Here is a 24,454-nt window from a genome sequence, read left to right as displayed (position 1 = left end):
TCGAGTGGAGTGGCTCCTGCTGATCCTCGGCCTGGTCCTGATCGCGGGCACCGGCTTCTTCGTGGCCGTCGAGTTCGCCATGATCGCGATCGACGTGCCGACCGTGCAGCGCATGGTGGACGCGGGTGACCGCGGCGCCGAGCCCCTGCTGCGCTGCCTGAAATCACTCTCGACCCAGCTCTCCGCGTGCCAGCTGGGCATCACCCTGACCACACTGCTCACCGGATACGTGATGGACCCGGCGATCAGCCGGCTCATCGACCCGCTGCTGCTCCAGGTGGGGCTGCCGGCCGGCGTGGTGGGCACCGTCTCGCTCGTCGTCGCGATGGTCGTGGCGACCCTGCTCTCGATGCTCCTCGGCGAGCTGATCCCCAAGAACCTGTCCATCGCCGAGCCCATGGCGATCGGCCGAGCACTCGCCCGGCCCCAGCTCGTGTTCAGCACCGTGTTCAAGCCGGCGATCCTGGTCCTGAACGGGTTCTCCAACGGCGTGCTGGCCCGCGTGGGCATCGAGGCCAAGGAGGAGATCTCCGGCGCCCGCAGCCCCGAGGAGCTCTCCTCGCTGGTCCGCCGCTCGGCGCAGCTGGGCACGCTCGACGCGCAGACCGCCACGTTCCTGGATCGGACGCTGCGCTTCGCGGACCGCACCGCCGCGGACGTGATGACCCCGCGCATCCGCGTGGAGACCGTGAGGGAGGACCAGGCTCTGCCCGAGGTCCTGGACCTGGCCCGCAGCACCGGCTACTCCCGGTTCCCCGTGATCGGCGACTCCTCGGACGACATCCGCGGCGTGGTGCACGTGAAGAAGGTCGTGGCCGTGCCGCGGGAGCGCCGCGCCGACCTCGAGGCCGGTGCGCTGATGACGGACGTCATCCGCGTGCCGGAGACCGTGCACCTGGACCAGCTGCTGGCCGAGCTGCGCGATGCGAACCTGCAGATGGCCGTCGTCGTGGACGAGTACGGGGGCACCGCCGGGGTGGTCACGCTCGAGGACGTGGTGGAGGAGATCGTCGGCGAGGTCGCGGACGAGCACGACCGAGTCACCCCGGGGGTCCTCCAGACGGCCTCCGGCCGCTGGTACTTCCCGGCGGAGCTGCGGCCCGACGAGGTGCGAACCCAGATCCCGGGCCTCGTGGTGCCGGAGGACGGGGCCTACGAGACCGTCGGCGGGTACATCCTGGCCCGACTGGGGCGCCTGGCGGAGGTCGGGGACGTGGTGGACGTGGACGGCGGCACCCTGACGGTCGAGCGGATGGACGGCCGCCGCATCGAGCGCGTGCGCTTCGACCCGGCCGCTGAGGACGAGGAGACGCGCGCATGAACGGGGACGTCGTCGGACTGCTGTGGCTGGTGGTCCTGTTGGCCGCCAACGCCTTCTTCGTGGCGGGCGAGTTCGCCGTCATGGGCGCCCGTCGGGCGCAGATCGAGCCGAGGGCCGAGGCCGGCTCCCGCCAGGCCCAGGTGGCGCTCTACGCGATGGAGCACGTCTCCCAGATGCTGGCCGTCTGCCAGCTCGGCATCACGGTGTGCTCCCTGCTCATCCTCAACGTGTCCGAGCCGGCGCTGCACCACCTGCTCGTCGTCCCGATGGCCGCCCTCGGGGTGCCGGCCGCGGCGGCGGACGTCACCGCCTTCGTGCTCGCGCTGCTGGTGGTCACCTTCCTGCACGTGACCCTGGGCGAGATGGTGCCCAAGAACGCCGCCGTCTCGTTCGCGGACCGCGCCGTGATGCTGCTGGCCCCGCCGCTCGTGTGGCTCTCGAAGCTGCTGCATCCGGTCGTGGCCGCGCTGAACTGGACGGCCAACCTCGTGCTGCGCGCCCTTCGCATCGAGCCGAAGGACGAGGTGGCCTCCTCCTACACGCTCGAGGAGGTGCAGTCGATCGTGGCCGAGTCCACCCGCTCGGGCACCCTGGAGGACGAGTCCGGCGTGCTGCACTCGGCCCTCGAGTTCTCGGACCGCCGGGCCGGGGACGTGATGGTGCCGCGTGAACGGGTCGTCACCGTCCCCGAGGGGATCACGCCGCACGACTTCGAGTGGACCGTGGGCCGCGTGGGCTTCTCCCGGTTCGTGGTCGAGGACCCCGATGGCGGCTACACCGGCTACCTGCACCTGAAGGACGTCCTCACCGTGGGGCCGTCGGGGTACGACGAGCCGATCCCGCTCACGCGCGTGCGGTCGCTGGCCAACGTGCGGCTCGAGGACGAGGTCGAGGACGCCCTGGCGCTCATGCAGCGCACGGGCTCCCACCTGGCCCGGGTGATCACGCCCGAGGGTGAGACCGCGGGGATCCTCTTCCTCGAGGACGTGCTCGAGGAGCTCGTCGGGGAGATCAACGACGTGACGCAGTCGCCACGTCGGTTCCGGCCCGCGTGAGCGTCGCGGGTGGCGCGGTGCTACTGTTGAGAACCGATTTCATGCACCGTCCCCGACACGAACGAGGTCGCCCCATGCTCCGCCGCCGTCGTCTGCCCGCCCTGACCGGGGCCCTCGCCACGCTCACCCTGAGCCTGGCCGCGTGTGGCGGGACCAGCGGCGACTCCTCGGGTGCGCAGGCTGCTGCCGCCGGGTCTGGCTCGGCCGCGGGCGCGCCCGTGGCCGTCGCCACGACGACGCAGCTCGGCTCCGTGCTCGACCGCGTGGTCGCGTGCGCCGACGCCCGCAGCGCCACGGTGATGGGCCCCGGCGACGACCCGCACGACTTCTCCGCCTCGTCCGCGCAGGTGAAGGACATGGTCTCCTCCGGCCTCGTGTTCTCCAACGGCCTCGGCCTCGAGGGCGGCATGGAGTCCGCCCTCGCGAACGCGGAGGCGGACGGCGCGACCGTCGTCGAGGTGGCGCCCCAGCTGGATCCGCTGCCCTTCGGCGGCCATGACCACGCCGAGGAGGGGGCGGGCCACGAGGGCCACGACCACGGGTCCGAGGATCCGCACGTCTGGATGGACGTCGCCCGCATGGCGAGGGCCGCCGAGCTGATGGGCGACACGCTCGCCCAGGAGCGGGGTGACGAGAGGTTCGCCGAGTGCGGCGCGACCGTCCGCGGGGAACTCGAGCAGACGGACACGCAGGTCCGGGAGATCCTCGCCGGGGTCCCGGAGGACCGCCGCACGCTGGTCACGGACCACGACGCCTACGGCTACTTCAGCGACGCCTACGACTTCACCGTGTCCGGCGTCGTCGTCCCGGGCGGCTCCACCGACGGCGAGCCCTCCTCTCAGGAGATCGCCGAGCTCGCCCGGTCCATCCGTGACGGCGGCGCGGACGCCGTGATCACGTCCGTGGGCGCGCGCAACAGCCTCGTGGACACCGTGGCCGAGGAGGCCGGCAACCTGCCGGTCATCGAGGTCTACGAGAGCGGCGTCGGCCCGAAGGACACCCCGGAGGCGGACTACGCCGAGGCCATGCTCGCCAACGCCCGCACCCTCGCCGACGCGCTGGAGGGCTGAGGATGGACTGGCTGCTCGAACCCTTCCAGATGGGCTTCCAACAGCGCGCCCTCGTCGGCGGACTCATCGCGGTGGTGATGTGCTCGGTCGTGGGCACGTGGCTGGTGCTGCGCGGGATGAGCTTCTTCGGGGACGCGTTCGTGCACGGTGTCCTGCCGGGCATCGCCCTGGCGGTCGTCACCGGCGGCAGCCCCCACCTCGGTGCGGCGGTGGCCGCCGTCGTCATGATGGCGGGCATCTCACTGGTGCACCGGGCCACCACCCTCAAGGAGGACACGGCCATCGGCCTGCTCTTCGTGGGGATGATGGCCCTGGGCGTGGTGATCATCTCCAAGTCGGACTCCTACACGGGTTCGCTCACGTCGATCCTGTTCGGCGATGTGCTGGGTGTCAGCGTGGACGCCATCGTGACCCAGGCGGTCATCGCCGTCGTGGTGATCGCCCTGGCCCTGTTGCTCTACCGGCCCCTGCTGGCGCTGAGCTTCTCCGAGGTCAAGGCGCGCTCGCTGGGCATGCGGCCGGGGCTGACGCACACGCTGCTGCTGGTGATGATCGGCGCGGCCGTGATCGGTTCGTTCCAGGCGGTGGGCACGGTGCTCGTGTTCGGCCTCCTCGTGGGACCGCCCGCGACGGCGGCGCTGCTGACGCGCAGCGTCCCCCAGATGATGCTCGTCTCCGTCGTGATCGGCGCGGCGTGCGTCGTCACCGGGCTCACCCTCAGCTACCGGCTGGGCACGGCGGGTTCGGCCACCATGGCGCTCATGCCGATCCTGCTGTTCTTCGTCGTGCTCGCCGTCCGCGCCGCCGTGCTGGCGCTCCTGGGCCGGCACGTGCGCTCGCGCGCGCAGCGTGAGCAGGAGACGCCGGTCGTGGCCCTGCCCGGAGCGGAGGTCGCCCGATGAACGCGTCCTTCCCCGCGGGCGCCGCGGCGGCCACGCCTCCCCTCGCGGTCGCCCGGGCGCTCGAACTGCGCCACGGCTCGCACGTGGCCGTCCGGCCCTCCGACTTCACCCTGCCGGCCCGGCGGCTGATCGCGGTGATCGGGCCCAACGGCTCCGGCAAGTCCACGCTGCTGACCGCCCTGGCGGGCCTGAGCGACCCGGCCTCCGGTGCGCTGGAGGTGCTCGGCGAGAACCCGCGGCGGCGCTCGCAGCGCACCTCCTTCGTGATGCAGTCCATCGGCGTGCCCCAGGGAGTGCCGGTGACGGTGCGCGACGTCGTCGGGATGGGCCGGTACCCCACGCTCGGGTGGTTCCGCCCGTTCCGGAAGCAGGACCGGGACATCGTGCGGGCCGCCATGGAGCGCATGCAGGTCGCGGACCTGGCGCGGCGGCACCTCGACCAGCTCTCCGGCGGCCAGCGCCAGCGCGCCTACGTGGCCCAGGGCCTCGCCCAGGACCACGACGTGCTGCTGCTCGACGAGCCGATGACGGGCCTCGACATCGTCTCCGCCCGCACGATCGACGACCTCCTCCACGAGGAGCCGACGCGCGGGGTGTCCGTGGTCTACACGACCCACGATCTCGACGAGGCTGCGGAGGCGGACCATGTGGTCCTGATGGGCGGGCGTGTCGTGGCCTCCGGCCCGCCGCGGAACGTGCTCACGGTCGAGAACCTGGACATCGCCTACGGCCGGGGCGCCCTGCACGGGCCCTCCAAGGCAGTCGAGGACCCGGCGGACTTCCTGGACGACCCCGCGGGCGGCATCCGCCACTGACCGGGGCCCGGCCCCGGGGTCAGGCCGCGCGGGTGCGCCCCTCGGCCCGGCAGCGGGCACAGACGCCGGTGATCTCCACCGTGTGGTCCGCGTCCGTGAAGCCGTGCTCCGCGGCGACGGCGGTGGCCCACGCCTCGACGTGGGGGGCGGTGACCTCGACGGTGGTCCAGCAGATCCGGCACACCAGGTGGTGATGGTGGCCCTCGTCCTCGCACCGGCGGTACACGGTCTCGCCGTCGTCGCGGCGGAGCATGTCCACGAGGCCGTCGTCGAGCTGCTGCTGCAGGGTCCGGTACACGGTGGCCAGCGAGACGCGTTCGCCCTGGTCCTGGAGGCGGGCATGGAGCTCCTGCGCGCTCACGAAGTCCGGGATGCGGTTCAGGGCTCGGTCGACGGCGGCCTTCTGCCGGGTCGCCCGGGGACGGGCGGCCCGGGGGCTGGGCTGGGGGGCGCTCACGGTGCTCACGACTCCTTCTGCGGCGGCTGCCGCCTCCTCCGCGCGGTCCGGAACAGGTCCGCGCGGGCCATCCTCCAGGTTATCAGCGGCGCCGAATGGGGCGTGGAGTAGGGTGTCCGGGTGCACAGCGAGAGCCCGGACCCATCCCCTGTCCCGGACCGCGACGGCGCCGCCCCCGATCGACCCGACCCGCTGATCGTCGTCGACGAGGGGCAGGGCCGCGTGGTCCCGGCGCCCACGGCGGCCCCGTCCTCGTCCCATGACGCCGGCGGCGACCCGGACGCGGACATCGACGGCGTCGACCCTGAGGCCGCCGAGCCGCCCACCCTGGTGACGGTGGACGTGCTGGCCGGCTGGCTCGGCCTGGCCCCCGTCGAGGACCTGCCGCCGGTGCCCGGGGGCCCGGCCTACGCCCAGCCGGGCCGATGCCGCCCGAACCGGGTGATCCTGCTCGACGTCCGGTTCCGGGCCACGGGGGGCGGGCCGGACCACGCCGCCTATCTCCAGGGCCATCTGCCCGGCGCCGTCTACGTCTCCCTGCCCAGCCAGCTCGCCGGCCACGCCGGTCCGGCGGCGGGGCGCCACCCCCTGCCGGACGCGCGCCAGTTCGCGGAGACCGTGCGGATGTGGGGGATCGACGAGGGGGACACCATCGTGGTCTACGACGACGACCACGGCCTGTCCGCCGCGCGCGCCTGGTGGCTGCTGCGCCACGCGGGGCTGCGGGACTCCGTGCTCCTGGACGGCGGCCTCGAGGCGTGGCGCGCCGCGGGCCTGCCCCTGCAGCCCGGTGAGGTCATCCCGGTGCCCGGCACCGCCCGGCCGTCGTGGGGCCGCATGCCCGTCGTGGACACGGCCGGCGCCGAGGCGATGGCCTCCGGCGGTCTGCTCCTCGACGCGCGGGCGGCCGAACGCTACCGCGGGGAGGTCGAGCCCTTCGACCCCGTGGCCGGGCACATCCCCGGGGCGCGGAACGTGCCCACGGCGGAGAGCATCGCCGAGGACGGCCGCCTGCGGCCCGCCGCAGAGCTGGCGGAGCGGTTCGACGCCGTCGGCGTGGACGACGCCACTCCCGTGGCCGTGTACTGCGGCTCGGGCATCACCGCGGCGCACGCCGTGCTCACCCTGGCCGTCGCGGGGCGACCCGGAGTGGCGCTCTACCCGGGTTCGTGGTCAGCATGGGTCCAGGACCCGTCCAACGCCGTCGCGGTCGGCCCCGAGCCCTACGGCGCGTCCGGCCGGGACTGACGAGCCCCGGGGCCCCGCCCCGCCGACCCCCAGGAGGACCCCCCATGGCCACCGTCTTCAGCAGGATCATCGCCGGCGAGCTGCCCGCCCGCTTCGTGTGGCAGGACCCGACGTGCGTCGCGTTCCTGTCCGCCGCGCCGCTCCAGCCGGGGCACACGCTCGTGGTGCCCCGTGAGGAGGTGGACGAATGGGTGGAGGTCGACCCGGCGCTGGTCACGCACCTGACGACGGTCGCCCAGCAGATCGGCAAGGCGCAGGTGGCGGCGTTCTCCGCCCGCCGGGCCGGGCTCATGATCGCCGGCTATGAGATCCCGCACCTGCACGTGCATGTGTGGCCCTCCACCTCGCTCGCCGACTTCGACCTGGCTCGCGTGGACAACGCCCCCGATCCGGCGGACCTGGACGACGCCGCCGCCCGCCTCCGCGCGGCCCTGCGGGACCTGGGCCACGGCGAGGTCGTCCCGCAGGACTGACGGCCCGCGCCGCCCGGGCCCGACTCAGGCGCGCGTGGCCCGGGCGAGCGCCTGACGCACCCGCTTCTCGGAGACCGAGACCGCCGTGCCCAGCTCCTGGGCGAAGAACGAGACGCGCAGCTCCTCGATGAGCCAGCGCACCCGCTCCAGCTCCGCGGGCACGGGCGTGCCCGCGAACCGGGCGCGGTGGGCCGCGACGGCGGCGTCGAACTCGTCCTCGAGCCCCTGCACCACCGCCATGTGCTGCCCGTCGCGCTGCAGGTGGCCGCCGGCGTCCAACCGGTCCAGGCGCGTCAGCATGCCCTGCAGGTAGCGCGGCAGGTGCTGCAGCCGCTCCCAGCCCGTGGTGGCCACGAAGCCGGGGAACACGAGCTGCTCGAGGTGTGCCTTCACGTCCGACAGCGCCGGCGCGAGGGCGAGCGAGACCGAGCCCTTGAGCCGGCGTCGCACCTGCGCGGCCCGGGAGAGCACCTGCTCCACCAGGGACGTGACGGCGAAGACCGTGTCGATCAGGTCGGCCCGCACCCGGTCGAACAGGGCACGGAACGCGGCCTCGTCGAACGGCAGCTCGTCCCCGACGAGACGGTCGACGGCGGCCTGCGTGCAGTCCGCGACGAGGGAGTCCACCGAGCCGTGCGGGTTCTGGGTGAAGGTGAGCTTCTCCCGGTTGTCCAGGTGGTCCAGCACGTAGCGCTGGGGGCTGGGCAGGGTGGCCAGCAGCAGCCGGATCACCCCGGCCCGGTGCCAGGCCGCCTGGTCATCCGCGGACCGGGCCACGGTCAGGCCGGCCGCGGGGCCGCCGTCGGGCGTGGTCTCCGGCACCAGGCTCGGGTAGCCCGTGATGGCGGGGCCACGCGCCCCGGCCGCGGTGGAGACGGTCCGCGGCACCGTGCCGATGCTCCATGAGGTCAGCCCGTGCCGCTCCTCGAAGGCCGGCGTCGCGCCGGACCGCCCGGGGCCCTCCGGGCGACGGCGTCCCTCGGCCCCGGCCCGCCCGTCGGCCTGGGCCCGGCCGCCGCGGCCCGTGCGGCGCGGCCCCGGCCGGGCCGAGGCGGGGTCGTCGGTGCCGGCGAGCCGGGCGGCGATCGCGGAGCGGTTGGCCTGCGCGAGCCGGGCCTGCAGCGCGGGCAGGTCCTGGCCGGCGCCCATCACGGCGCCGCGGGCGTCCACGACGCGGTAGTCCATCCGCAGGTGCAGGGGCACCGCGTCCGGGGCCCACAGTCCGGGCTCCACCACCACGCCGCGCACCCGGCGCACGGCCGCGGACAGCGCGTCCGGCAGCTCGTCCCGCAGCGGGTCGGCGTGGGCCTCGAGGTCCGCGACGAGCTGCTGGGCCACGTCCGGGGCGGGCACGAGGTTCTTGCGCACGGCCTTGGGCAACGCCTTGATGAGGGCGGTGACGAGCTCGACCCGCAGGCCGGGGACCAGCCACGCGAAGGGGCCGGGGGAGACCTGGTTGAGCAGCAGGATCGGCACGGCCACGGTCACGCCGTCGGTGCCGGCCGCGCCGGTCGGGTCGAACGTGTACTCGAGGTCGAGCTCCACGTCGCCGCCGGGCATCGGATACGTGAACGTGGTGGGGAACGCGTCGGTGTCCAGGTCCTCGGCGTCCTGGGTGAGCAGGGCGGCGACGTCGAGGTCCAGCAGGTCCGGCTGATCCTGGCGCGCCTTCTTCCACCACGCGTCGAAGTGCCGCTCGGAGACGACGTTTCCCGGGATCCGCGCGTCGTAGAAGGCGAACAGGTCCTCGTCCCCGATTCGCAGGTCGCGGCGGCGCAGGCGCGTCTCGAGGGCGTCGACCTCCTCGAGCGCGGCCCGGTTGCGGGCGAAGAACCGGTGGCGCGTGCGCCAGTCGCCCTCCACGAGGGCGTGCCGGATGAACAGCTCGCGGGAGAGCTCCGGGTCGATCCGGCCGTACCGGACCGAGCGGTCCGGGATCAGGGTGACGCCGAACAGCGTCACCTTCTCGCGCGCGACGACGGAACCCGCCCGCCGCGACCAGTGCGGCTCGTTGTAGGTCCGCTTGACGAGGTGGCCGGCGACCTCCTCGGCCCACTCCGGCTCGATCCGGGCCACCGTGCGCGCCCACAGCCGGGAGGTCTCCACGAGCTCGGCGGCCATGACGAACGGGTGGCGCTTCTTGAACAGGGCGGAGCCGGGGAACACGGCGAAGCGGGTGCCGCGGGCGCCCACGTACTCGCGACGGCGCTCGTCGTAGGCGCCGATCTGCGAGAGCAGGCCGGTGAGCAGGGACTTGTGCACGGCCTCGTGCCGGCCGACCGGGTCCACGGGTCCGGCCTCGACGGTGAGGCCCACGTCCTTGGCGAGCTGGCGTAGCTGGCGCACCAGGTCCTGCCACTCCTGCACGCGCAGCCAGTTGATGTGCTCACGGCGGCACAGCTTGCGGAACTGGGAGCCGGAGAGCTCCTTCTGCCGCTCGTGCAGGTAGGCCCAGAGGTTCAGGATCGCGGAGAAGTCCGAGTTCTCGTCCGCGAACCGGCGGTGCAGCTCGTCCGCGGCCTCGCGCTGCTCCGTGGGGCGCTCGCGGGGGTCCTGGATGGTCAGGGCCGCGGCGATCACCATGACCTCCCGGACGCAGCCGCGTTCACCAGCCTCGAGGATCATGCGGCCCAGCCGCGGGTCAACGGGCAGACGGGCCAGGCGGCGTCCGACCCGGGTGATGGTGCCGGCGCGGGCGCCGCCGGCCTCGAGCGCGCCGAGCTCGGTGAGCGTGGTGGCGCCATCGGTGACCTGTCGGCCGTCCGGGGGCTGGACGAAGGGGAACTCCTTGACGTCGCCCGGGGTGCGGGCCACACCGAGGGACAGCATCTGCAGGATCACCGAGGCCAGGGAGGTGCGCAGGATCTCCGGGTCCGTGAACTCGGGGCGGGAGAGGTAGTCCTCCTCCGAGTACAGGCGGATCGCGATGCCGTCCGAGGTGCGGCCGGACCGGCCCGCGCGCTGGTTCGCGCTGGCCTGGGAGACACGCTCGATCGGCAGGCGCTGCACCTTGGTGCGGTGCGAGTACCGCGAGATGCGCGCGGTGCCCGTGTCGATCACGTACTTGATGCCCGGCACGGTCAGGGAGGTCTCGGCGACGTTCGTGGCCAGCACGATCCGCCGGCGCACCCCGGCCCCGGCGCGGCCGAACACGCGGTGCTGCTCCGCCATGGACAGGCGGCCGAACAGCGGCAGGATCTCCGTGCCGGCCAGGCGCGTGGTGCCGGCGACGACGCCGGTCAGGTGGTCCGCGGCCTCGCGGATCTCCCGCTCGCCCGGCAGGAACACGAGGATGTCACCCGGCGGCTCGGCGGCCAGCTCGAGGACGGCGTCGCCGATCGCGTCGAGGGGGTCGCGGGTCTCGGCGGCGTCGTCCGCATCGTCCTCGGGGTCGTCGGGGGAGGGCTCGTCGGTCAGCGGCCGGTAGCGGATCTCGACGGGGTAGGTGCGCCCCGAGACCTCGATGATCGGCGCCGGGACCACGCGGCCGCCGTCGTCGGCCTCCACCGCGTCCGCATGGTCCTCGCCCGCGGCCAGCGGCCGGCCGAAGTGCCGGGCGAAGCGCTCCGGGTCGATGGTGGCCGAGGTGATGATCACCTTCAGGTCCGGGCGCTGGGGCAGCAGGTTGCGCAGGTAGCCCAGGAGGAAGTCGATGTTGAGGCTGCGCTCGTGGGCCTCGTCCACGATGATCACGGAGTAGCGGCGCAGCTGCGGGTCGTGGGGGATCTCGGCCAGCAGGATGCCGTCCGTCATGACCTTGACCCGGGTGGCCTTCGAGGTCTGCGTCGTGAAGCGGACCTGGTAGCCGACCGTCTGCCCGATCTCCTCGCCCAGCTCCTGCGCGATGCGTTCGGCCACGGAGCGGGCGGCGATGCGCCGGGGCTGGGTGTGGCCGATCGAGCCGGCCTCCCCGAGCCCGAGGGCCAGGCACATCTTCGGCAGCTGCGTGGTCTTGCCCGAGCCGGTCTCGCCCGCGACGATCACCACCTGGTGGTCGCGGATCGCGGCCATGATCTCCTCACGGCGCTCCGCCACCGGCAGGTGTTCGGGGAACGTGATCGCGACGGCGTCGTGGGGCGTCGCCGACGGCTGCGCGGCGGGCGTGGAGGGCGGGGGAGTCTGCGTCATGACGGCCTCCATCCTAGGCGCGCGGGGGCCCGGGCCGACCCGGACGGGGCGAATCTGGGACGGACCTGGGACTGGGGCTGAGAGTCCGGATGTGATTCTCTGGAGCCCATGGACACGAACACCGTCTTCCTGTTGGCGGCGATCGGCCTCTATTTCCTCGCGATGATCGCGATCGGCCTGTACGCCTCCCGCAAGAACACCGACCTCGACGACTACATGCTCGCAGGACGCGACATGAAGCCGTCCGTCGCGGCGCTCTCCGCGGGTGCGTCCGACATGTCCGGCTGGCTCCTGATGGGCCTGCCCGGCGCGATCTACGCCGCGGGCCTGGTCGAGGGCTGGATGGCGGTCGGCCTGACCGTGGGCGCGTGGGTGAACTGGCGCGTGGTCGCCCCCCGCCTGCGCTCCTACACCGAGGTGGCCGGGAACTCGATCACGATCCCGTCCTTCCTCGAGAACCGATTCAAGGACCGCACGCACATCCTGCGGATCGTGGCCGGCCTGATCATCCTCGTGTTCTTCACCTTCTACGTGTCCTCGGGCATGGTGGCCGGCGGCAAGTTCGTCGAGTCCACCTTCGGCCCCGACTCCTTCTACGCCCAGGGCATCAGCATCAACTACCTCACCGGCATGCTCGTGGTCGCGGGCATCACGGTGCTCTACACCCTGTTCGGCGGCTTCCTCGGCGCCTCGCTGACGGACGTGGCCCAGGGCATCCTCATGTTCCTCTCCCTGCTGGCCGTCCCCATCGTCGTGATCCTGACCATGGGCGGCTGGGACGCCGTCGTCGAGGGCATCCGCGCCGCCGACGCCGCCGGCGGCGGAGTGAACCACTTCTCGATGTTCGAGAACGCAACGCTGATCGGCGTCCTGTCCTCCCTTGCCTGGGGCCTGGGCTACTTCGGCCAGCCGCACATCATCGTCCGCTTCATGGCCCTGCGCACCCCGCACGACGCGGCCGTCGCCCGGCGCGTCGGCATTGGCTGGATGGCGCTGTCCGTGTTCGGCGCCGTGATGGTCGCCCTCGTCGGCATCGCCTACTTCCAGGCCAACCCCGGCACCACGCTCGAGGACCCGGAGACCGTGTTCCTGGTGCTGGCCTCGATCATGTTCCACCCGTTCGTGGCCGGCCTGGTGCTGGCCGCCGTCCTCGCCGCGATCATGTCCACGCTCTCCTCACAGCTGATCGTGTGCTCCTCCGCCCTGGTGGAGGACCTCTACATGCTGCGCGGGCGCACCGGTTCCCCGACGTTCACCCTGTGGCTCGGCCGCATCGGCGTGCTGGTGGTGGCGCTCGTGGCGGGTCTGCTCGCCCTCAACCCGGACTCCTCCGTGCTCGAGCTCGTCTCCTTCGCGTGGGCCGGCTTCGGCGCCGCCTTCGGCCCCGTGATCCTGCTCGCCCTGTACTGGCCGCGGTTCACCTCGTGGGGGGCGATGGCCGCCATGGTCACCGGCGCCGCCGTCGCCTGGGTGTGGTCCGAGGCCAGTGCCGAGACGTGGGAGTGGTTCGGCCTGTACGAGCTGCTGCCGGGCTTCGTCGCCGCCTTCGTGGTGGGTGTGGTGGTGTCCCTCGTGACCCAGCGCTCGCGCCGGGTGCAGCGGCGGATCGACGCCGAGTTCACCGGCGCGATCGACATCGTGGCCGGCCGCGAGCCGCACCCGGACGTGGCCCCGGCCGCCATGACGCGCGACGCCGCCGGGGGCTCGACCGCAGCCGCCACGGATCCGCGCGCGCAGGCGTGAGGCTCTTCCTCGCGATCCGTCCGCCGAGGGCCGTGCTCGACCACCTCGAGCCGGCCCTCGACGGCGTCCGGGACCGGGCCGGACGCGCGCTGCGCTGGACCGAGCCGGAGCAGCGGCACCTGACGCTGGCGTTCCACCCGGAGGTGCCCGCCGGCGCCGTGGACGACGTCGTCGCCGACGCCGGCCGCATCGCGGCGGGACATGCCCCGCTGCACCTGCACCTGGCCGGAGCGGGGGAGTTCTCCCACCGCACGCTCTGGGTGGGGGTGGGCGGGCAGGTCCGGGAGCTCGGCGCGCTCCTGGCGGAGCCCTGGCTCGCCGACGACGACGGCCGGGACCGCCGGCGTGCCCACCTCACCGTGGCGCGGGTCTCGGCCGCCGCGCCCCGACCTCGGGGTCGGAGGCGGGGCGAGCCCCGTCCGCCGGCACCGGCCACCGTCCTGCTGGCCGAGGCCGTGCGCGCGCTCGCCGTGTACCGCGGTCCGCAGTGGACCGCCGACGGGGTCGAGGTCGTGGCGTCCCGGCTCGGCGAGGGACGGTCCGGCGGGCCGCTGCACGAGGTGCTGGCGACCGTCCCGCTGCGCGGCTGAGAGGCCGACGGGGCGGCCGGAGCGGGAGACCCGCCCGGCCGACCCGGCCCCGGGTCAGCCCTCCAGGGGGCCCTGCACCGCGTACAGGCGCTTGTTGGCGAACTCGTCCACGGCCATGGGGCCGAGCTCGCGGCCGAAGCCCGAGCGCTTCACGCCGCCGAAGGGCAGGTTCGCGCCGGCGGCGGAGGCGAGGTTCACGTTCGCCATGCCCACCTCGAGCTGGCCGGCCACGCGCTTGGCCTCGTCCAGGTCCGTGGAGAACACGGCGCCGCCGAGACCGTACTGGGAGTCGTTGGCCAGGGCCACGGCCTCCTCGGCCGAGGACACCTTGTAGACCACGGAGGCCATGCCGAACAGCTCCTGCGTGTAGGCGGGGTTCTCCTGGTCCACGTCCGTGATCACGGCCGGGGAGACGTAGAAGCCCTCGCCCTGGGGGCCGGACACGCGCTCGCCGCCCACGTGGACGGTGGCGCCGGCCTCCTTGGCCGCGGCGATCTGCTCGGTGAGCCCGTCGGCCGCGGACTCGGAGGACAGCGGGCCGTAGACGTCGGCGTCGCGCGAGGTCGGGTCGCCGGGCTTCATCGCCGAGGAGCGCTGGACCAGCTCATCCACGAAGTCGTCGTAGATGTCCTCCATGACGATCATGCGCTTGTTCGAGTTGCAGGCCTGGCCCCAGTTGCCCATCCGGGTGGCCAGTGCGTCGCGGGCGGCGGCGCGGGCGTCCGGCGCGGAGAGCACGATGTACGGATCGGAGCCGCCGAGCTCGAGCACAACCTTCTTGAGGTGCCGACCGGCCTGCTCGGCGACGGTGGCGCCGGCCCGCTCCGAACCGGTGAGGGACACGCCCTGCACGCGCGGATCGGCGATGATCGTGGAGATCTGGTCGTGGGTGGCGAACACGTTCTGGTACACGCCCTCCGGGAGCCCGGCCTCGGTGAAGAGCTCTTCCAGCAGCTGCGCCACCTGCGGGTTGATCTCGGCGTGCTTGAGCAGGATGGTGTTGCCGAGCACGAGGTTCGGCGCCACGAAACGGGCCACCTGGTACACCGGGAAGTTCCACGGCATGATCCCCAGCAGCGGGCCGAGCGGCAGCCGCTGGATGAACGCCTCCTGCCCGGAGAACTGCTTGATCCGCTGGTCCGCGAGCAGCTCCTCGGCCTCGTCCGCGTAGTACCCGAAGATCTGGGCGCCGTAGCGCACCTCGCCGACTGCCGCGCCGAGGGACTTGCCCATCTCCGTGGTGATCAGCGCGGCGATGTCCTTGGAGCGCTCGGCCAGCAGCTCGGAGATCCGCTTCACGACGGCGGCGCGCTCGGCCACCGACTTCCGGGACCACTGCTCGTACGCGGCCTGCGAGGCGTCGAGGGCGTCGGCGATCTGCTGGTCCGTGGCGTTGTCGAAGGACTTCAGCAGCTCCCCGGTGGCCGGGTTGATCGTGCGGTAGCCCTGAGATGCGGAGGTGGTGGTCATCAGTCGTCACCCTTTCGTGTGGACGTCCTGCGTTGAGCTCCCCATCCTGCCGGAGGCCCCCGCTCACTCCCAGATCCCGGACGCCCCTCTTCGCCACGAGCCGAGAAGGTGGGTGTCCACGATCCCGGCGGCCTCCAGCAGGGCGAAGCACGTGGTCGGCCCCACGAATCGGCAGCCGTGCGCCTTCAGCGCCCTCGCGAGCGCGCGCGACTCGTCCGAGGTCGAGGGGACCTGGGCCACCGTCTCCGGCCGTGGGGTCGCGGCAGGCTGGTGCGCCCAGACCAGCCCCGGCAGACCGCGGGCCGGCCGGTCGCCGTCGCCGTGCCAGGCCGGGCCCGCGCCGGGGGCGCCCGGGTGCAGCGGGGCGAACCGCTCGTCGCGCATCCCGACGACGGCCCTCGCGTTCGCGATCGCGGCCTCGATCTTGCGCCGGTTCCGGATGATGCCGGGGTCTGACAGCAACGCCTCGACTTCCGCGTCCCCGAACGCCGCGACGGCGTCCGCGTCGAAGCCCGCGAACACCTCCCAGAACCGGGGCCGCTTGGCCAGGACGGTCCGCCAGCTCAGGCCCGACTGGAACGCCTCGAGCACGAGGCGCTCGAACAGGCCCCGCTCGTCCGTGACGGGCAGGCCCCACTCCGTGTCGTAGTACTCCCGCAGCAGCGGATCCCGTGCCGCCCACGGCGGGCGGGCCCGCCCGTCCTCACCCACGACGACGCCACTCGGCGGCGCCTGTCGCCCGCCCGCCGGTGGGTCCTCGGCGAGGGTGGAGACGGGGACGGGGAGGCCGTCGTCGGCGTGGTGCGCGCTCATGCACCCGAGCCTAGGAGCGGCCCCGGACATCCGGAGCCGGAACGCGACGCCCGGGGACGCAGCCCCGTCTACGGACACCTGTGCAGGAGGCACGGCCAGACGTCGTCACTCGAGCCGCCCGGCCCGCAGCCGCCACGTGTGGTCGCACCGGGCCGCCACGGCGGGGTCGTGCGTGACGACCACGATCGCCCGCTCCGGCTGGGACATGGAGCGGAAGAGCCCCATCACCTCGTCGGTGCGCTCCTCGTCCAGGGCGCCCGTCGGCTCGTCGGCGAGCAGCAGGGAGGGCCCCATGATCACGGCCCGGGCGATGGCCACGCGCTGGCGCTCGCCGCCGGAGAGCCGGCCGACGGGGTGGTGGAGACGGTCTCCGAGCCCGAGGCGCGTCAGAAGCTCGGCGGCTATGTTGCGGCGCTCCCGCTTCGAGGTGCGCGGCCGCGCGTAGAGCAGCGGCAGGGCCGCGTTGTCCATGGCGGTCGCCCGATCGATGAGCAGATGGTCCTGGAGCACGATGCCGCACGTCCGGTTCCGGTAGGCGTCGCCGTCGGACGACCACGGTGCCGGCAGGCTCCGCCCAGCCACACGGATGCTGCCGGCGTCCGGTGTGTCAAGGCAGGCGAGGAGCCGCAGCAGGGTGGACTTGCCGGACCCGGAGGGTCCCATGATCGCGTGGACGCCGCCCTCGGGGACCTGGAGTGAGACGCCTCGGAGCACGGGGACATCCCCGGCGGGGCCGCGGTAGGAGCGGTGCACGTCGTGCACGGTGAGCAGGGACATCACACGGTCCCTTCGACGAGTGCCGCCGTGCGGACGGCCCGGTGCAGCTGGCGGAGGGGATGACGGGTGCACGCAGCGGCGATCGCCAAGACGACCGCCAGCCCGACCACGACGACGGCAGGCGCCGGACGCAGTCCGCCCGCTTCCGAGGCGATGCCGAGGCCGAGCAACGATCCGAGCACGGCCGGAATGCCCCATACCGCGGCCACGGATGTGGCGATCCGGAGCCGGATCAGTCGTCTGGGCGCCCCGACCGTCAGGTGCGCCAGCCACGTGGGCGTGAGTCGACGGGTCACGGTCGTCAGGAGGCTCACCACCGTCACGACGGCGCTGGCAAGCCCGGCGGTGTAGGCGGTGACCATGAGCGCGGCACCGCGGGCTTCTCGGGCGATCGGAGACCTGGCCGAGGCGATCGGGGCCAACTCGGCGACCACGCCCGTCTCGTCCTCGAGGACGTCGAGTGCCGCTCTCACCTCGGAGGCCGCGTCCTGGCGTGCCACGACGGAACCGTAGACCGCCGCGAGCTGGGCCGGTTCGATCAGGCCGGCCATGGTCGTGGTGCTGGTGACGATGACGGGCGACTCACCCAGGGGCCAGAGGGATCCGTCGGCCCGCGGCGCGGCCGCGTCCCCGGGGAGTGGGCCGGCATAGCTGTGGGGTGTGGACCCCACATACACGGTGCCGCCCGGCCCCCCGGAGGTGATCGCGGCGGGAGCGAAGTACACACCCTCGGCGGGACTGACGGCAGCGGCAGCGCCGAACTCCCGGGCCAGACCAGGCGTGGCGATGATCGCCCCCTGCAGCCGGGGGTCCTCGATTCCGATGGCGTCCGTCACGAGAAAGGCACGGGGGTCGACTCCGTCGACATGGGCGGCGAACGCCCGGGAGACGGTGTCGACGGCGCGGGGGCGGAGGTCGGTCGTGACGGCGGGGTCCAGAATCCTGGCTGTCACCAGGCCCGACGACTCGGCGTCCTCGAGCACCTCGAGCGCCGTGGTCACCCCGCCGGCGACGCCCAGGGCCAGTCCGAACACGATCGACGCCACGGTCGTGTGCAGCAGGGACAGGAACAGCAGTCCGGGCGTGTCGAACAGGTCGCGGAGGCCGTCCGCAACGGCCCGCATGGCTGCCATCATGCGTGTGCCCTTCGGACCCAGAGGGTGGACAGGGTCGTGCCGAGGATGAGGATGGCGTCCACGACGAGGACGGCGGACCAGAGGAGAGCGGTGTCGCCGGTGAGACCGATCTCCGCGTCCCACCGGGGCCATGCCACGAGCCAGACTCCGCCGGCACTCGCGGCGGCGGTCGTCCAGGCGACCATGGCGGGCCCCACACCGAGCCGGGCCGCTCGCAGTGGGGAGGCACCGACGAGGCGGTGCGAGGTAACGGCAGGGAGCAGTCGACTGCGCAGGGTCGTGCGCCAGACGACCTGTGCGCCCAGCAGGGCGAAGCCGGCGAGCACGGCGAGCAGGGGCACATGGACACTGCGTCGCATCGCTGCCTCCCACGGCGGCGGGAGCGGGACGACGTCGACGACGACACCGGCCCGCCGCAGCGATTGGACGAGCTCGCCGAGCTGGGCCGGTGATCCGCCGATCACACCTGTCAGGGACGAACTGTCGGGTGTTAGGAACGGGACCAGGAGGTCTGCTTCGGCGGCGCGATCCGGCGCGGAGGAGAGGTCTCGGACGACGACCCGATCGACGTCCGGCCAGCCCAGCTCGCCCGCAGCGGCACGTGCGGCGAAGGGGGAGGTGCTGGGGACGACCGCGGTCGGGGCGACGCCGTCCGGGAGCACGCCCAGAGCAGGTCGGCCGGCGAGGGCCGTCACGTGGGGGTTCGTGGAGGTGGCCGCGGAGCCGGAGTCCGGGCCCGTCAGCGACGTCCGGATCATGGGCCAGGCCTCGCTAGCGGGGAATGCCGAGATCTCGTACACCGTGCCGTCCATGCGCCAGCGGTCCTCCTTCTCCACCCCGACGTAGGACGCGAGGAGCGCTGCTGTTCCGAGCGTGATCAGGAGAAGGAGGAATCTCGAGACGAGCATCCGGGTCATCACGGCTGGCCCGAGGAGAGCTGAGCGGCTGGATGATGCCTCACCTGGGAAGTGCCCCTGGGGTGCGGACCGGCGGGGTCATGTCGACTTTCACGTCATATTCCCTCCACTCAATTCCTGTGGGCGGATGGGACACGCATCACAGGGGGCCTGCCGGAATAGTGAGCCCAGTGTGTGTGAGTCAAGAGGCATCACCACTCGATCGACCACCGAGCGCACTGCCCCGTCCGTGGGGCCGCGCCTTCGCCGTCCCGGAGGGCCTTGTCCTGGCGATCGCGTCATGACCTGCTGGCGGTCCTCAGGTCATGACGCGATCGTCAGGTGGCGCAGGGGCGGGCCATCCCGCCCCACCTCACCCCGCGTCCCGGCCTCAGGCGTCCGAGGCGGTGCGGATCGTCGGCTCGGGCAGGTACACGGACCCGCCGGCGGCCCGGAACTCCGCGGACTTCGCGGCCATGCCGGCCTCGGCGATCCGCGCCTGCTCGGACGCGCCGCCGAACTCGCTGCGGATGTCCTGGCTGATGCGCATGGAGCAGAACTTCGGCCCGCACATCGAGCAGAAGTGGGCGGTCTTGGCGGGCTCGGCCGGCAGCGTCTCGTCGTGGTACTCCTCGGCGAGCTGCGGATCCAGGCCGAGGCCGAACTGGTCGCGCCAGCGGAACTCGAAGCGCGCCTTGGACAGCGCGTCGTCGCGGTCGCGGGCGCCGGGGTGGCCCTTGGCGACGTCGGCGGCGTGCGCGGCGATCTTGTAGGTGATCACGCCCGTCTTCACGTCGTCCCGGTCCGGCAGGCCCAGGTGCTCCTTGGGCGTGACGTAGCAGAGCATCGCGGTGCCGTAGCGGGCGATCTCGGTGGCGCCGATGGCCGAGGTGATGTGGTCGTACGCCGGGGCGATGTCCGTGACGAGGGGGCCGAGCGTGTAGAACGGGGCGCCCTTGCACAGCTCCTGCTGGCGCTCCACGTTCTCCCGCACCAGGTGCAGCGGGATGTGGCCGGGGCCCTCCACCATGACCTGGACGTCGTACGCCCACGCCCGCTCCGTCAGCTCGGCGAGCGTGTCGAGCTCGGCGAACTGGGCGGCGTCGTTGGCGTCCGCCACGGAGCCCGGCCGCAGGCCGTCGCCCAGGGAGAACGCGACGTCGTAGCGCGCGAAGATCTCGCAGAGCTCGTCGTAGTTCTCGTAGAGGAAGTTCTCCTTGTGGTGGCCCAGGCACCAGCCGGCCATGATCGAGCCGCCGCGGGAGACGATGCCGGTCACGCGGTCCGCGGACAGCGGCACGTGGCGCAGCAGCACGCCGGCGTGCACGGTCATGTAGTCCACGCCCTGCTCGCACTGCTCGATCACGGTGTCGCGGAAGATCTCCCAGGTCAGGGCCTGGTGGTCGCCGCCGACCTTCTCGAGGGCCTGGTAGATCGGCACGGTGCCGATCGGCACCGGGGAGTTGCGCAGGATCCACTCGCGGGTGGTGTGGATGTCGTCGCCCGTGGACAGGTCCATCACGGTGTCCGCGCCCCAGCGGGTGGCCCACTGCAGCTTCGAGACCTCCTCGGCGATCGACGACGTCACCGCCGAGTTGCCGATGTTCGCGTTGACCTTCACGGCGAACGCCTTGCCGATGATCATCGGCTCCGACTCGGGGTGGTTCACGTTCGCCGGAATGATGGCGCGGCCGGCCGCGACCTCGGAGCGCACCAGCTCCACGTCCACGCCCTCGCGCAGGGCGACGTAGCGCATCTCCGGGGTGATCTCGCCGCGCCGGGCGTAGTGCATCTGGGTGACGCGCGCGCCCTCCTTGGCGCGCAGCGGGGGGCGGCGCTCGCCGGCCCACTCCTGTGAGGCGGCGCCGCGGCGCACGGCCGAGCGGCCGTCGTCGAGCAGGTCGCGCTCGCGGCCCTCGTACTCCTCGACGTCGCCGCGGGCGCGGATCCACTCGGCGCGCTGGGCGGGCAGGCCGCGCTCGGGCACGGAGCCCGGGCCCATGGTGCGGTAGACGGTCAGGGGCGCATTGGGCGTGCCGTCGGGGGAGTCGTCCTGGTGGACCTCGGTGACGGGCACGCGGATGCCGTGCTCGGCGTCCTCGAGCCAGCCCAGACGGTGCGTGGGGTAGTTCTCCTCGGCGACGACCTCGGCCGTCGACTCGGCTGCGGGCAGGGGGGTGCGCTCGGAAACGGACATGGCCGCGGCTCCTTCTTCCTTCGCCGGAATGACCCGGACAGGTTCAGACGGTCTCCGGGCGGCGTCAGCCCGGTCTCAGCCCCGTGCCGTGGGGCTCCCGTGGGATGCGAACGACCCTAGCACGTCCCCTGCGGGGCCTCACCGCCGTCGGCAGCGGCCATGCGGCGGGCCGCTCAGGCGCGCGCCGCGCGGGCCGCCCGCCGGCGTACCGTGGTGCGCTCGACGATCCACGTCACGACCAGCATCACGATGATGACGATGCCGGCGTAGCCGAGGACGGGGTAGACGGTGCCCACGAGGTCGGAGAAGCCGACGCTCGAGAGCAGGGTGGCGGCCAGGGCCGTGACGACGGCGATGACCCAGCCCGGCACGCGGCGCATCGAGGACAGCAGGGCGATGCGCTCCACCCCGCCGTACAGGCACGAGACCGCCGTCGTGAACTGCGCCAGCAGCAGGACGACCGTGTACAGCAGGGCGGCCCAGCCGCCGATCATCGCGGCCAGCTCGACCATGGGCAGCTCGGCGCGGCCGATCAGCTGGGCGTGGGCGGTCATCGCGGCCATCACCGCGCCGGCCATCACCACGAGGCCCAGTGCCCCGAGCCCGGCCCCGGCGACGAGGGAGCAGCCCGGCGAGGAGCTCTCCTCGCCGATCGGGGCGAGCACCGCGTAGGCCAGCTGGATGTTGAACGCCACGTACAGCACGCCCGAGAGCCACCACTGGTTGATCAGCGGGGACGAGGTCACGAGCGCGGCGACGTCGTCCACCGCGGCCCCCGGGTTCGCCAACCCCCACACCGCGACGCCGACGGCGACCACGATGATCAGGGGGACCACCACGGCCTGGACGCGCACGAGGCCCGTGATGCCGGCCAGCACCGAGACCACGCAGACGGCCGCCATCACCAGCGAGCCCACGAGCGAGGGCAGCCCGAACGCGGTGTGCACCGCCGCCCCGGCCCCGGCCAGCATGATCACCAGCGTCCCCAGCAGGGACGTGGTGATGCACAGGTCCGCGAACCAGGTGGGCACGCGCGACGTCGTGGGGTTCACGATCCGGTGGATGTCCGTGGTCCGCAGCTTCTGCGCCAGCCGCAGCACGATCACCGCGAGCAGGAAGAACAGTGCGCCGGCGATCACGAGCGCCCCCGTGCCGCCCCAGAGGCCGAAGCTCACGAAGTACTGCAGGATCTCGTTGCCCGAGGCGTACCCGGCGCCGATGGTGGTGCCGATGAACGTGGCGGCGATCCCGAGCGGGGAGGTCGGCCGCAGCGGCGCCGACTCCTCGGCTTGGCCGGGGTGCGCGGGAGAGCTCTCTGTGACGTGGGACATGCGACTACATTCTCATGGGCGGGATCGGCCCGGCCCGGACGGCCGATCCGCCCCGACCCGAAGGAGCCCCCGCATGACCCCCGCCGTCCCCCGCGTGCTCAGCATCGCCGGCTCCGACTCCGGCGGCGGCGCCGGTGTCCAGGCCGACCTGAAGACCATCGCCGCGTGGGGCGGCTACGGGATGACCGCGATCACCGCGATCACCGCCCAGAACACGCAGGGCGTGCAGGCCGTCCACCCGCTGCCGGTGGACGTGGTGCGCGCCCAGCTCGACTCGGTCGCCGCCGACATCGCCGTGGACGCCGTGAAGATCGGCATGCTCGGCACGGTGGAGCTCATGCGGGCCGTCGCCGGCTGGCTCGAGGAGACCCTGCCCGCCGTCGTCGTCGTGCTGGACCCGGTCATGGTGGCCTCGAGCGGTGACGCTCTCACCGCGGTGGGCGACGACGACGGGCGCGCCGCGTGGTCCCGGCTGCTGCGGGCGGCGCACCTGGTGACCCCCAACCTGCCCGAGCTGGCCCGGCTGACCGGGCGGGACGCGACGGGCTGGGACGCCGCCCTCGACGCGGCGCGGGGCCTGGCCGCCGAGCACGGGGTGACGGTGCTGCTCAAGGGCGGGCACCTGGACGAGACCGAGGCGCCCGAGGCCGCAGCGGCGGAGGTGCCGGACGCCGTCGTGCGCGTGGACGGAGCCGTGCACGAGGTGCGCGGCCCGCGCGTGACGACCCGCGCCTCGCACGGCACCGGCTGCACCCTCTCCTCGGCCCTGGCCACGCTGGCCGGGGCGGGCCTGAGCTGGGAGGACGCACTCGAGCGAGCCAAGCCGTGGCTGGCCGACGCGATGCGGGCGGGGGAGGCGCTCGCGGTCGGGGACGCCTCGCGGCCGACGTGGCACGGGCCCGTCGACCACGGTCATGCGCAGCGGGGCTGAGGGCGGGACCTCCGGGCTTCGACACGTTCGAGGCGGGAAATCCGGCGAATACGCACCTCGGGACGTCCCATGAGGTCGATTTCCCGCCTCGAATGCCGGTGACCCGGACCTCCCGCTCCGCTCGAGCGTCCGGGTCCGCAGAACGCAGAAGAGCCGGACCACCGTGTCGCCACGGGGGTCCGGCTCTGTTCGCTCGTGCCCCCGGCAGGATTCGAACCTGCGGCCTTCTGCTCCGGAGGCAGACGCTCTATCCCCTGAGCTACGGAGGCGGGGGTCGCAGCGCGTCGAGCGCGTTGCGGACTCGACGACTCTACACCATCAGGACGGCCCGTCCGTGACCTCCCCGCGGGGCGCGTCAGTCGGGCAGGCCCGCGCGCAGCGTCCGGGCCGCGGCCTCGGGGTCCTCGGCCTGCGTCACGGCGCGGACCACCACGATCCGCTCCGCCCCGGCCGCGCGGACCTCGGGCAGCCGGTCCGCGTCGACGCCGCCGATGGCGAACCACGGCCGCGCCCCCGCCAGGTCCTCGACGTCCAGGCGCGCGGCGAGGGCCGGCAGCCCCAGTCCGACGGCGGCCCGGCCCGGCTTCGTGGGCGTCGCCCACACCGGCCCCGTGCAGAAGTAGTCCAGGCCGTCCTCCGCGCGGGCGGTGCGCACCTGCGCCCCGGTGTGGCACGAGCGGCCGAGCACCACGTCCGGGCCCAGCAGGGCGCGGCACTGCGCGGTGGTCAGGTCGGTCTGGCCCGTGTGGAACACGTCCACCCCGGCCAGGGCGGCGACGTCGGCGCGATCGTTGGCGGCCGAGAGCGCCCCGTGCTCCCGAGCCAGCGGGACGAGCACGGCGAACGCGGCCAGCTCGACCGCCACGTCCACGGCCTTGTCCCGCACCTGGATCACGTCCACCCCGCCGCGGAACGCCGCCGCGCAGAAGTGAGCGAACGCGGCCGAGTCGAGCGTGCCGTCCGGGCGCAGGAACGGCTGCAGGTCGGTGCAGACGTACAGCCGGGAGGCGGCGAGGCGGGCGCGACGGCCCGCGCCGGGGCCGGTGCCGCCGTCGTCGCGGCCGGCCGCGGCCATCAGGAGCGGATCGGGGGAGTGCATGC

General features: G+C 73.2%; 20 protein-coding genes and 1 tRNA gene. 10 read left to right on the top strand and 11 right to left on the bottom strand.

Annotated features, from left to right (window positions below; genetic code table 11):
* The first annotated feature begins 4 nt into the window (after positions 1 to 4).
* The 5 genes from ACUJ8O_RS00995 to ACUJ8O_RS00975 all read left to right on the top strand — a co-directional run bounded on the left by ACUJ8O_RS00995 (position 5) and on the right by ACUJ8O_RS00975 (position 5,163).
* Positions 5 to 1,321 (top strand): hemolysin family protein, encoded by a 1,317-nt coding sequence (locus tag ACUJ8O_RS00995; RefSeq protein ID WP_144919004.1) that lies wholly within the window; start codon positions 5 to 7, stop codon positions 1,319 to 1,321.
* Positions 1,318 to 2,376 (top strand): hemolysin family protein, encoded by a 1,059-nt coding sequence (locus ACUJ8O_RS00990; protein WP_036337765.1) that lies wholly within the window; start codon positions 1,318 to 1,320, stop codon positions 2,374 to 2,376. Before ACUJ8O_RS00995 ends, ACUJ8O_RS00990 begins: the two co-directional genes overlap by 4 nt.
* Before the next feature lie 74 nt (positions 2,377 to 2,450).
* Complete coding sequence (locus tag ACUJ8O_RS00985) at positions 2,451 to 3,446, top strand: metal ABC transporter substrate-binding protein (RefSeq protein ID WP_036337767.1); 996 nt, start codon at positions 2,451 to 2,453, stop codon at positions 3,444 to 3,446.
* Between the two features lie 2 nt (positions 3,447 to 3,448).
* Positions 3,449 to 4,348: an iron chelate uptake ABC transporter family permease subunit gene (locus ACUJ8O_RS00980; protein WP_445373060.1), complete on the top strand. Its 900-nt coding sequence runs from the start codon at positions 3,449 to 3,451 to the stop codon at positions 4,346 to 4,348.
* Positions 4,345 to 5,163, top strand: a complete 819-nt coding sequence (locus ACUJ8O_RS00975; protein ID WP_044659228.1) for a metal ABC transporter ATP-binding protein — start codon at positions 4,345 to 4,347, stop codon at positions 5,161 to 5,163. The genes ACUJ8O_RS00980 and ACUJ8O_RS00975 overlap by 4 nt, the downstream gene beginning before the upstream one ends.
* Positions 5,164 to 5,182: 19 nt before the next feature.
* Here the strand turns inward: ACUJ8O_RS00975 and ACUJ8O_RS00970 are convergent, their stop codons facing one another.
* Entirely contained in the window at positions 5,183 to 5,629 is a 447-nt protein-coding gene (locus tag ACUJ8O_RS00970) for a Fur family transcriptional regulator (RefSeq protein ID WP_061867901.1), read from the bottom strand.
* A 111-nt stretch (positions 5,630 to 5,740) separates the two neighbouring features.
* On the opposite strand from ACUJ8O_RS00970, the gene ACUJ8O_RS00965 reads away from it, so the two are divergent.
* Positions 5,741 to 6,868 (top strand): sulfurtransferase, encoded by a 1,128-nt coding sequence (locus ACUJ8O_RS00965; protein ID WP_044659227.1) that lies wholly within the window; start codon positions 5,741 to 5,743, stop codon positions 6,866 to 6,868.
* 44 nt (positions 6,869 to 6,912) lie between these two features.
* Positions 6,913 to 7,341, top strand: a complete 429-nt coding sequence (locus ACUJ8O_RS00960) for an HIT family protein (protein WP_044659226.1) — start codon at positions 6,913 to 6,915, stop codon at positions 7,339 to 7,341.
* Positions 7,342 to 7,365: 24 nt separating this feature from the next.
* On the opposite strand, the gene hrpA is transcribed toward ACUJ8O_RS00960, so the two are convergent.
* On the bottom strand, positions 7,366 to 11,469 hold the full coding sequence (hrpA, locus tag ACUJ8O_RS00955) for an ATP-dependent RNA helicase HrpA (protein WP_445373059.1): 4,104 nt from the start codon (positions 11,467 to 11,469) through the stop codon (positions 7,366 to 7,368).
* 108 nt (positions 11,470 to 11,577) lie between these two features.
* On the opposite strand from hrpA, the gene putP reads away from it, so the two are divergent.
* The gene (putP, locus tag ACUJ8O_RS00950; RefSeq protein ID WP_036341398.1) at positions 11,578 to 13,212 is read left to right on the top strand and encodes a sodium/proline symporter PutP; all 1,635 of its coding nucleotides are present in this window, start codon (positions 11,578 to 11,580) and stop codon (positions 13,210 to 13,212) included.
* Positions 13,209 to 13,802: a 2'-5' RNA ligase family protein gene (locus tag ACUJ8O_RS00945; RefSeq protein WP_036341396.1), complete on the top strand. Its 594-nt coding sequence runs from the start codon at positions 13,209 to 13,211 to the stop codon at positions 13,800 to 13,802. Before putP ends, ACUJ8O_RS00945 begins: the two co-directional genes overlap by 4 nt.
* A gap of 54 nt (positions 13,803 to 13,856) precedes the next feature.
* Here the strand turns inward: ACUJ8O_RS00945 and ACUJ8O_RS00940 are convergent, their stop codons facing one another.
* The 7 genes from ACUJ8O_RS00940 to ACUJ8O_RS00910 all read right to left on the bottom strand — a co-directional run bounded on the left by ACUJ8O_RS00940 (position 13,857) and on the right by ACUJ8O_RS00910 (position 22,422).
* Positions 13,857 to 15,272 carry an NAD-dependent succinate-semialdehyde dehydrogenase gene (locus ACUJ8O_RS00940; RefSeq protein ID WP_036341393.1) on the bottom strand — a complete coding sequence of 472 codons (1,416 nt, stop codon included), beginning with the start codon at positions 15,270 to 15,272 and terminating at the stop codon, positions 13,857 to 13,859.
* A 63-nt stretch (positions 15,273 to 15,335) separates the two neighbouring features.
* On the bottom strand, positions 15,336 to 16,085 hold the full coding sequence (locus ACUJ8O_RS00935) for a DNA-3-methyladenine glycosylase I (protein ID WP_036341391.1): 750 nt from the start codon (positions 16,083 to 16,085) through the stop codon (positions 15,336 to 15,338).
* Positions 16,086 to 16,190: 105 nt separating this feature from the next.
* Entirely contained in the window at positions 16,191 to 16,862 is a 672-nt protein-coding gene (locus ACUJ8O_RS00930) for an ABC transporter ATP-binding protein (RefSeq protein WP_144919010.1), read from the bottom strand.
* Positions 16,862 to 17,998 carry a hypothetical protein gene (locus ACUJ8O_RS00925; RefSeq protein WP_233263260.1) on the bottom strand — a complete coding sequence of 379 codons (1,137 nt, stop codon included), beginning with the start codon at positions 17,996 to 17,998 and terminating at the stop codon, positions 16,862 to 16,864. Before ACUJ8O_RS00925 ends, ACUJ8O_RS00930 begins: the two co-directional genes overlap by 1 nt.
* Positions 17,995 to 18,915: a hypothetical protein gene (locus ACUJ8O_RS00920; RefSeq protein WP_036341410.1), complete on the bottom strand. Its 921-nt coding sequence runs from the start codon at positions 18,913 to 18,915 to the stop codon at positions 17,995 to 17,997. The genes ACUJ8O_RS00925 and ACUJ8O_RS00920 overlap by 4 nt, the downstream gene beginning before the upstream one ends.
* 370 nt (positions 18,916 to 19,285) lie before the next feature.
* Positions 19,286 to 21,091 carry a phosphomethylpyrimidine synthase ThiC gene (gene thiC, locus ACUJ8O_RS00915; protein WP_036341386.1) on the bottom strand — a complete coding sequence of 602 codons (1,806 nt, stop codon included), beginning with the start codon at positions 21,089 to 21,091 and terminating at the stop codon, positions 19,286 to 19,288.
* 173 nt (positions 21,092 to 21,264) lie between these two features.
* Positions 21,265 to 22,422: a YkvI family membrane protein gene (locus ACUJ8O_RS00910; protein ID WP_158184553.1), complete on the bottom strand. Its 1,158-nt coding sequence runs from the start codon at positions 22,420 to 22,422 to the stop codon at positions 21,265 to 21,267.
* Positions 22,423 to 22,495: 73 nt separating this feature from the next.
* On the opposite strand from ACUJ8O_RS00910, the gene thiD reads away from it, so the two are divergent.
* Positions 22,496 to 23,353 carry a bifunctional hydroxymethylpyrimidine kinase/phosphomethylpyrimidine kinase gene (gene thiD, locus ACUJ8O_RS00905; protein ID WP_036341380.1) on the top strand — a complete coding sequence of 286 codons (858 nt, stop codon included), beginning with the start codon at positions 22,496 to 22,498 and terminating at the stop codon, positions 23,351 to 23,353.
* Between the two features lie 196 nt (positions 23,354 to 23,549).
* Here the strand turns inward: thiD and ACUJ8O_RS00900 are convergent.
* Positions 23,550 to 23,622 (bottom strand) — tRNA-Arg (locus ACUJ8O_RS00900).
* Between the two features lie 86 nt (positions 23,623 to 23,708).
* Complete coding sequence (gene thiE, locus ACUJ8O_RS00895) at positions 23,709 to 24,452, bottom strand: thiamine phosphate synthase (protein WP_036341377.1); 744 nt, start codon at positions 24,450 to 24,452, stop codon at positions 23,709 to 23,711.
* Positions 24,453 to 24,454 lie beyond the last annotated feature (2 nt).

This window comes from Micrococcus sp. EWR3.9.1, from assembly GCF_052615555.1.
This window is presented reverse-complemented; position numbering and strand designations above follow the sequence as displayed.

Bases quoted from the DNA above. Each gene is read 5' to 3' on its own strand.
- hrpA (WP_445373059.1), bottom strand. From the start codon at position 11,469: ATGACGCAGACTCCCCCGCCCTCCACGCCCGCCGCGCAGCCGTCGGCG.
- ACUJ8O_RS00930 (WP_144919010.1), bottom strand. From the start codon at position 16,862: ATGTCCCTGCTCACCGTGCACGACGTGCACCGCTCCTACCGCGGCCCC.
- putP (WP_036341398.1), top strand. From the start codon at position 11,578: ATGGACACGAACACCGTCTTCCTGTTGGCGGCGATCGGCCTCTATTTC.
- ACUJ8O_RS00960 (WP_044659226.1), top strand. From the start codon at position 6,913: ATGGCCACCGTCTTCAGCAGGATCATCGCCGGCGAGCTGCCCGCCCGC.
- ACUJ8O_RS00935 (WP_036341391.1), bottom strand. From the start codon at position 16,085: ATGAGCGCGCACCACGCCGACGACGGCCTCCCCGTCCCCGTCTCCACC.
- thiC (WP_036341386.1), bottom strand. From the start codon at position 21,091: ATGTCCGTTTCCGAGCGCACCCCCCTGCCCGCAGCCGAGTCGACGGCC.
- ACUJ8O_RS00910 (WP_158184553.1), bottom strand. From the start codon at position 22,422: ATGTCCCACGTCACAGAGAGCTCTCCCGCGCACCCCGGCCAAGCCGAG.
- ACUJ8O_RS00925 (WP_233263260.1), bottom strand. From the start codon at position 17,998: ATGATGGCAGCCATGCGGGCCGTTGCGGACGGCCTCCGCGACCTGTTC.
- ACUJ8O_RS00985 (WP_036337767.1), top strand. From the start codon at position 2,451: ATGCTCCGCCGCCGTCGTCTGCCCGCCCTGACCGGGGCCCTCGCCACG.
- ACUJ8O_RS00980 (WP_445373060.1), top strand. From the start codon at position 3,449: ATGGACTGGCTGCTCGAACCCTTCCAGATGGGCTTCCAACAGCGCGCC.
- thiD (WP_036341380.1), top strand. From the start codon at position 22,496: ATGACCCCCGCCGTCCCCCGCGTGCTCAGCATCGCCGGCTCCGACTCC.
- thiE (WP_036341377.1), bottom strand. From the start codon at position 24,452: ATGCACTCCCCCGATCCGCTCCTGATGGCCGCGGCCGGCCGCGACGAC.
- ACUJ8O_RS00920 (WP_036341410.1), bottom strand. From the start codon at position 18,915: ATGACCCGGATGCTCGTCTCGAGATTCCTCCTTCTCCTGATCACGCTC.
- ACUJ8O_RS00975 (WP_044659228.1), top strand. From the start codon at position 4,345: ATGAACGCGTCCTTCCCCGCGGGCGCCGCGGCGGCCACGCCTCCCCTC.
- ACUJ8O_RS00990 (WP_036337765.1), top strand. From the start codon at position 1,318: ATGAACGGGGACGTCGTCGGACTGCTGTGGCTGGTGGTCCTGTTGGCC.
- ACUJ8O_RS00940 (WP_036341393.1), bottom strand. From the start codon at position 15,272: ATGACCACCACCTCCGCATCTCAGGGCTACCGCACGATCAACCCGGCC.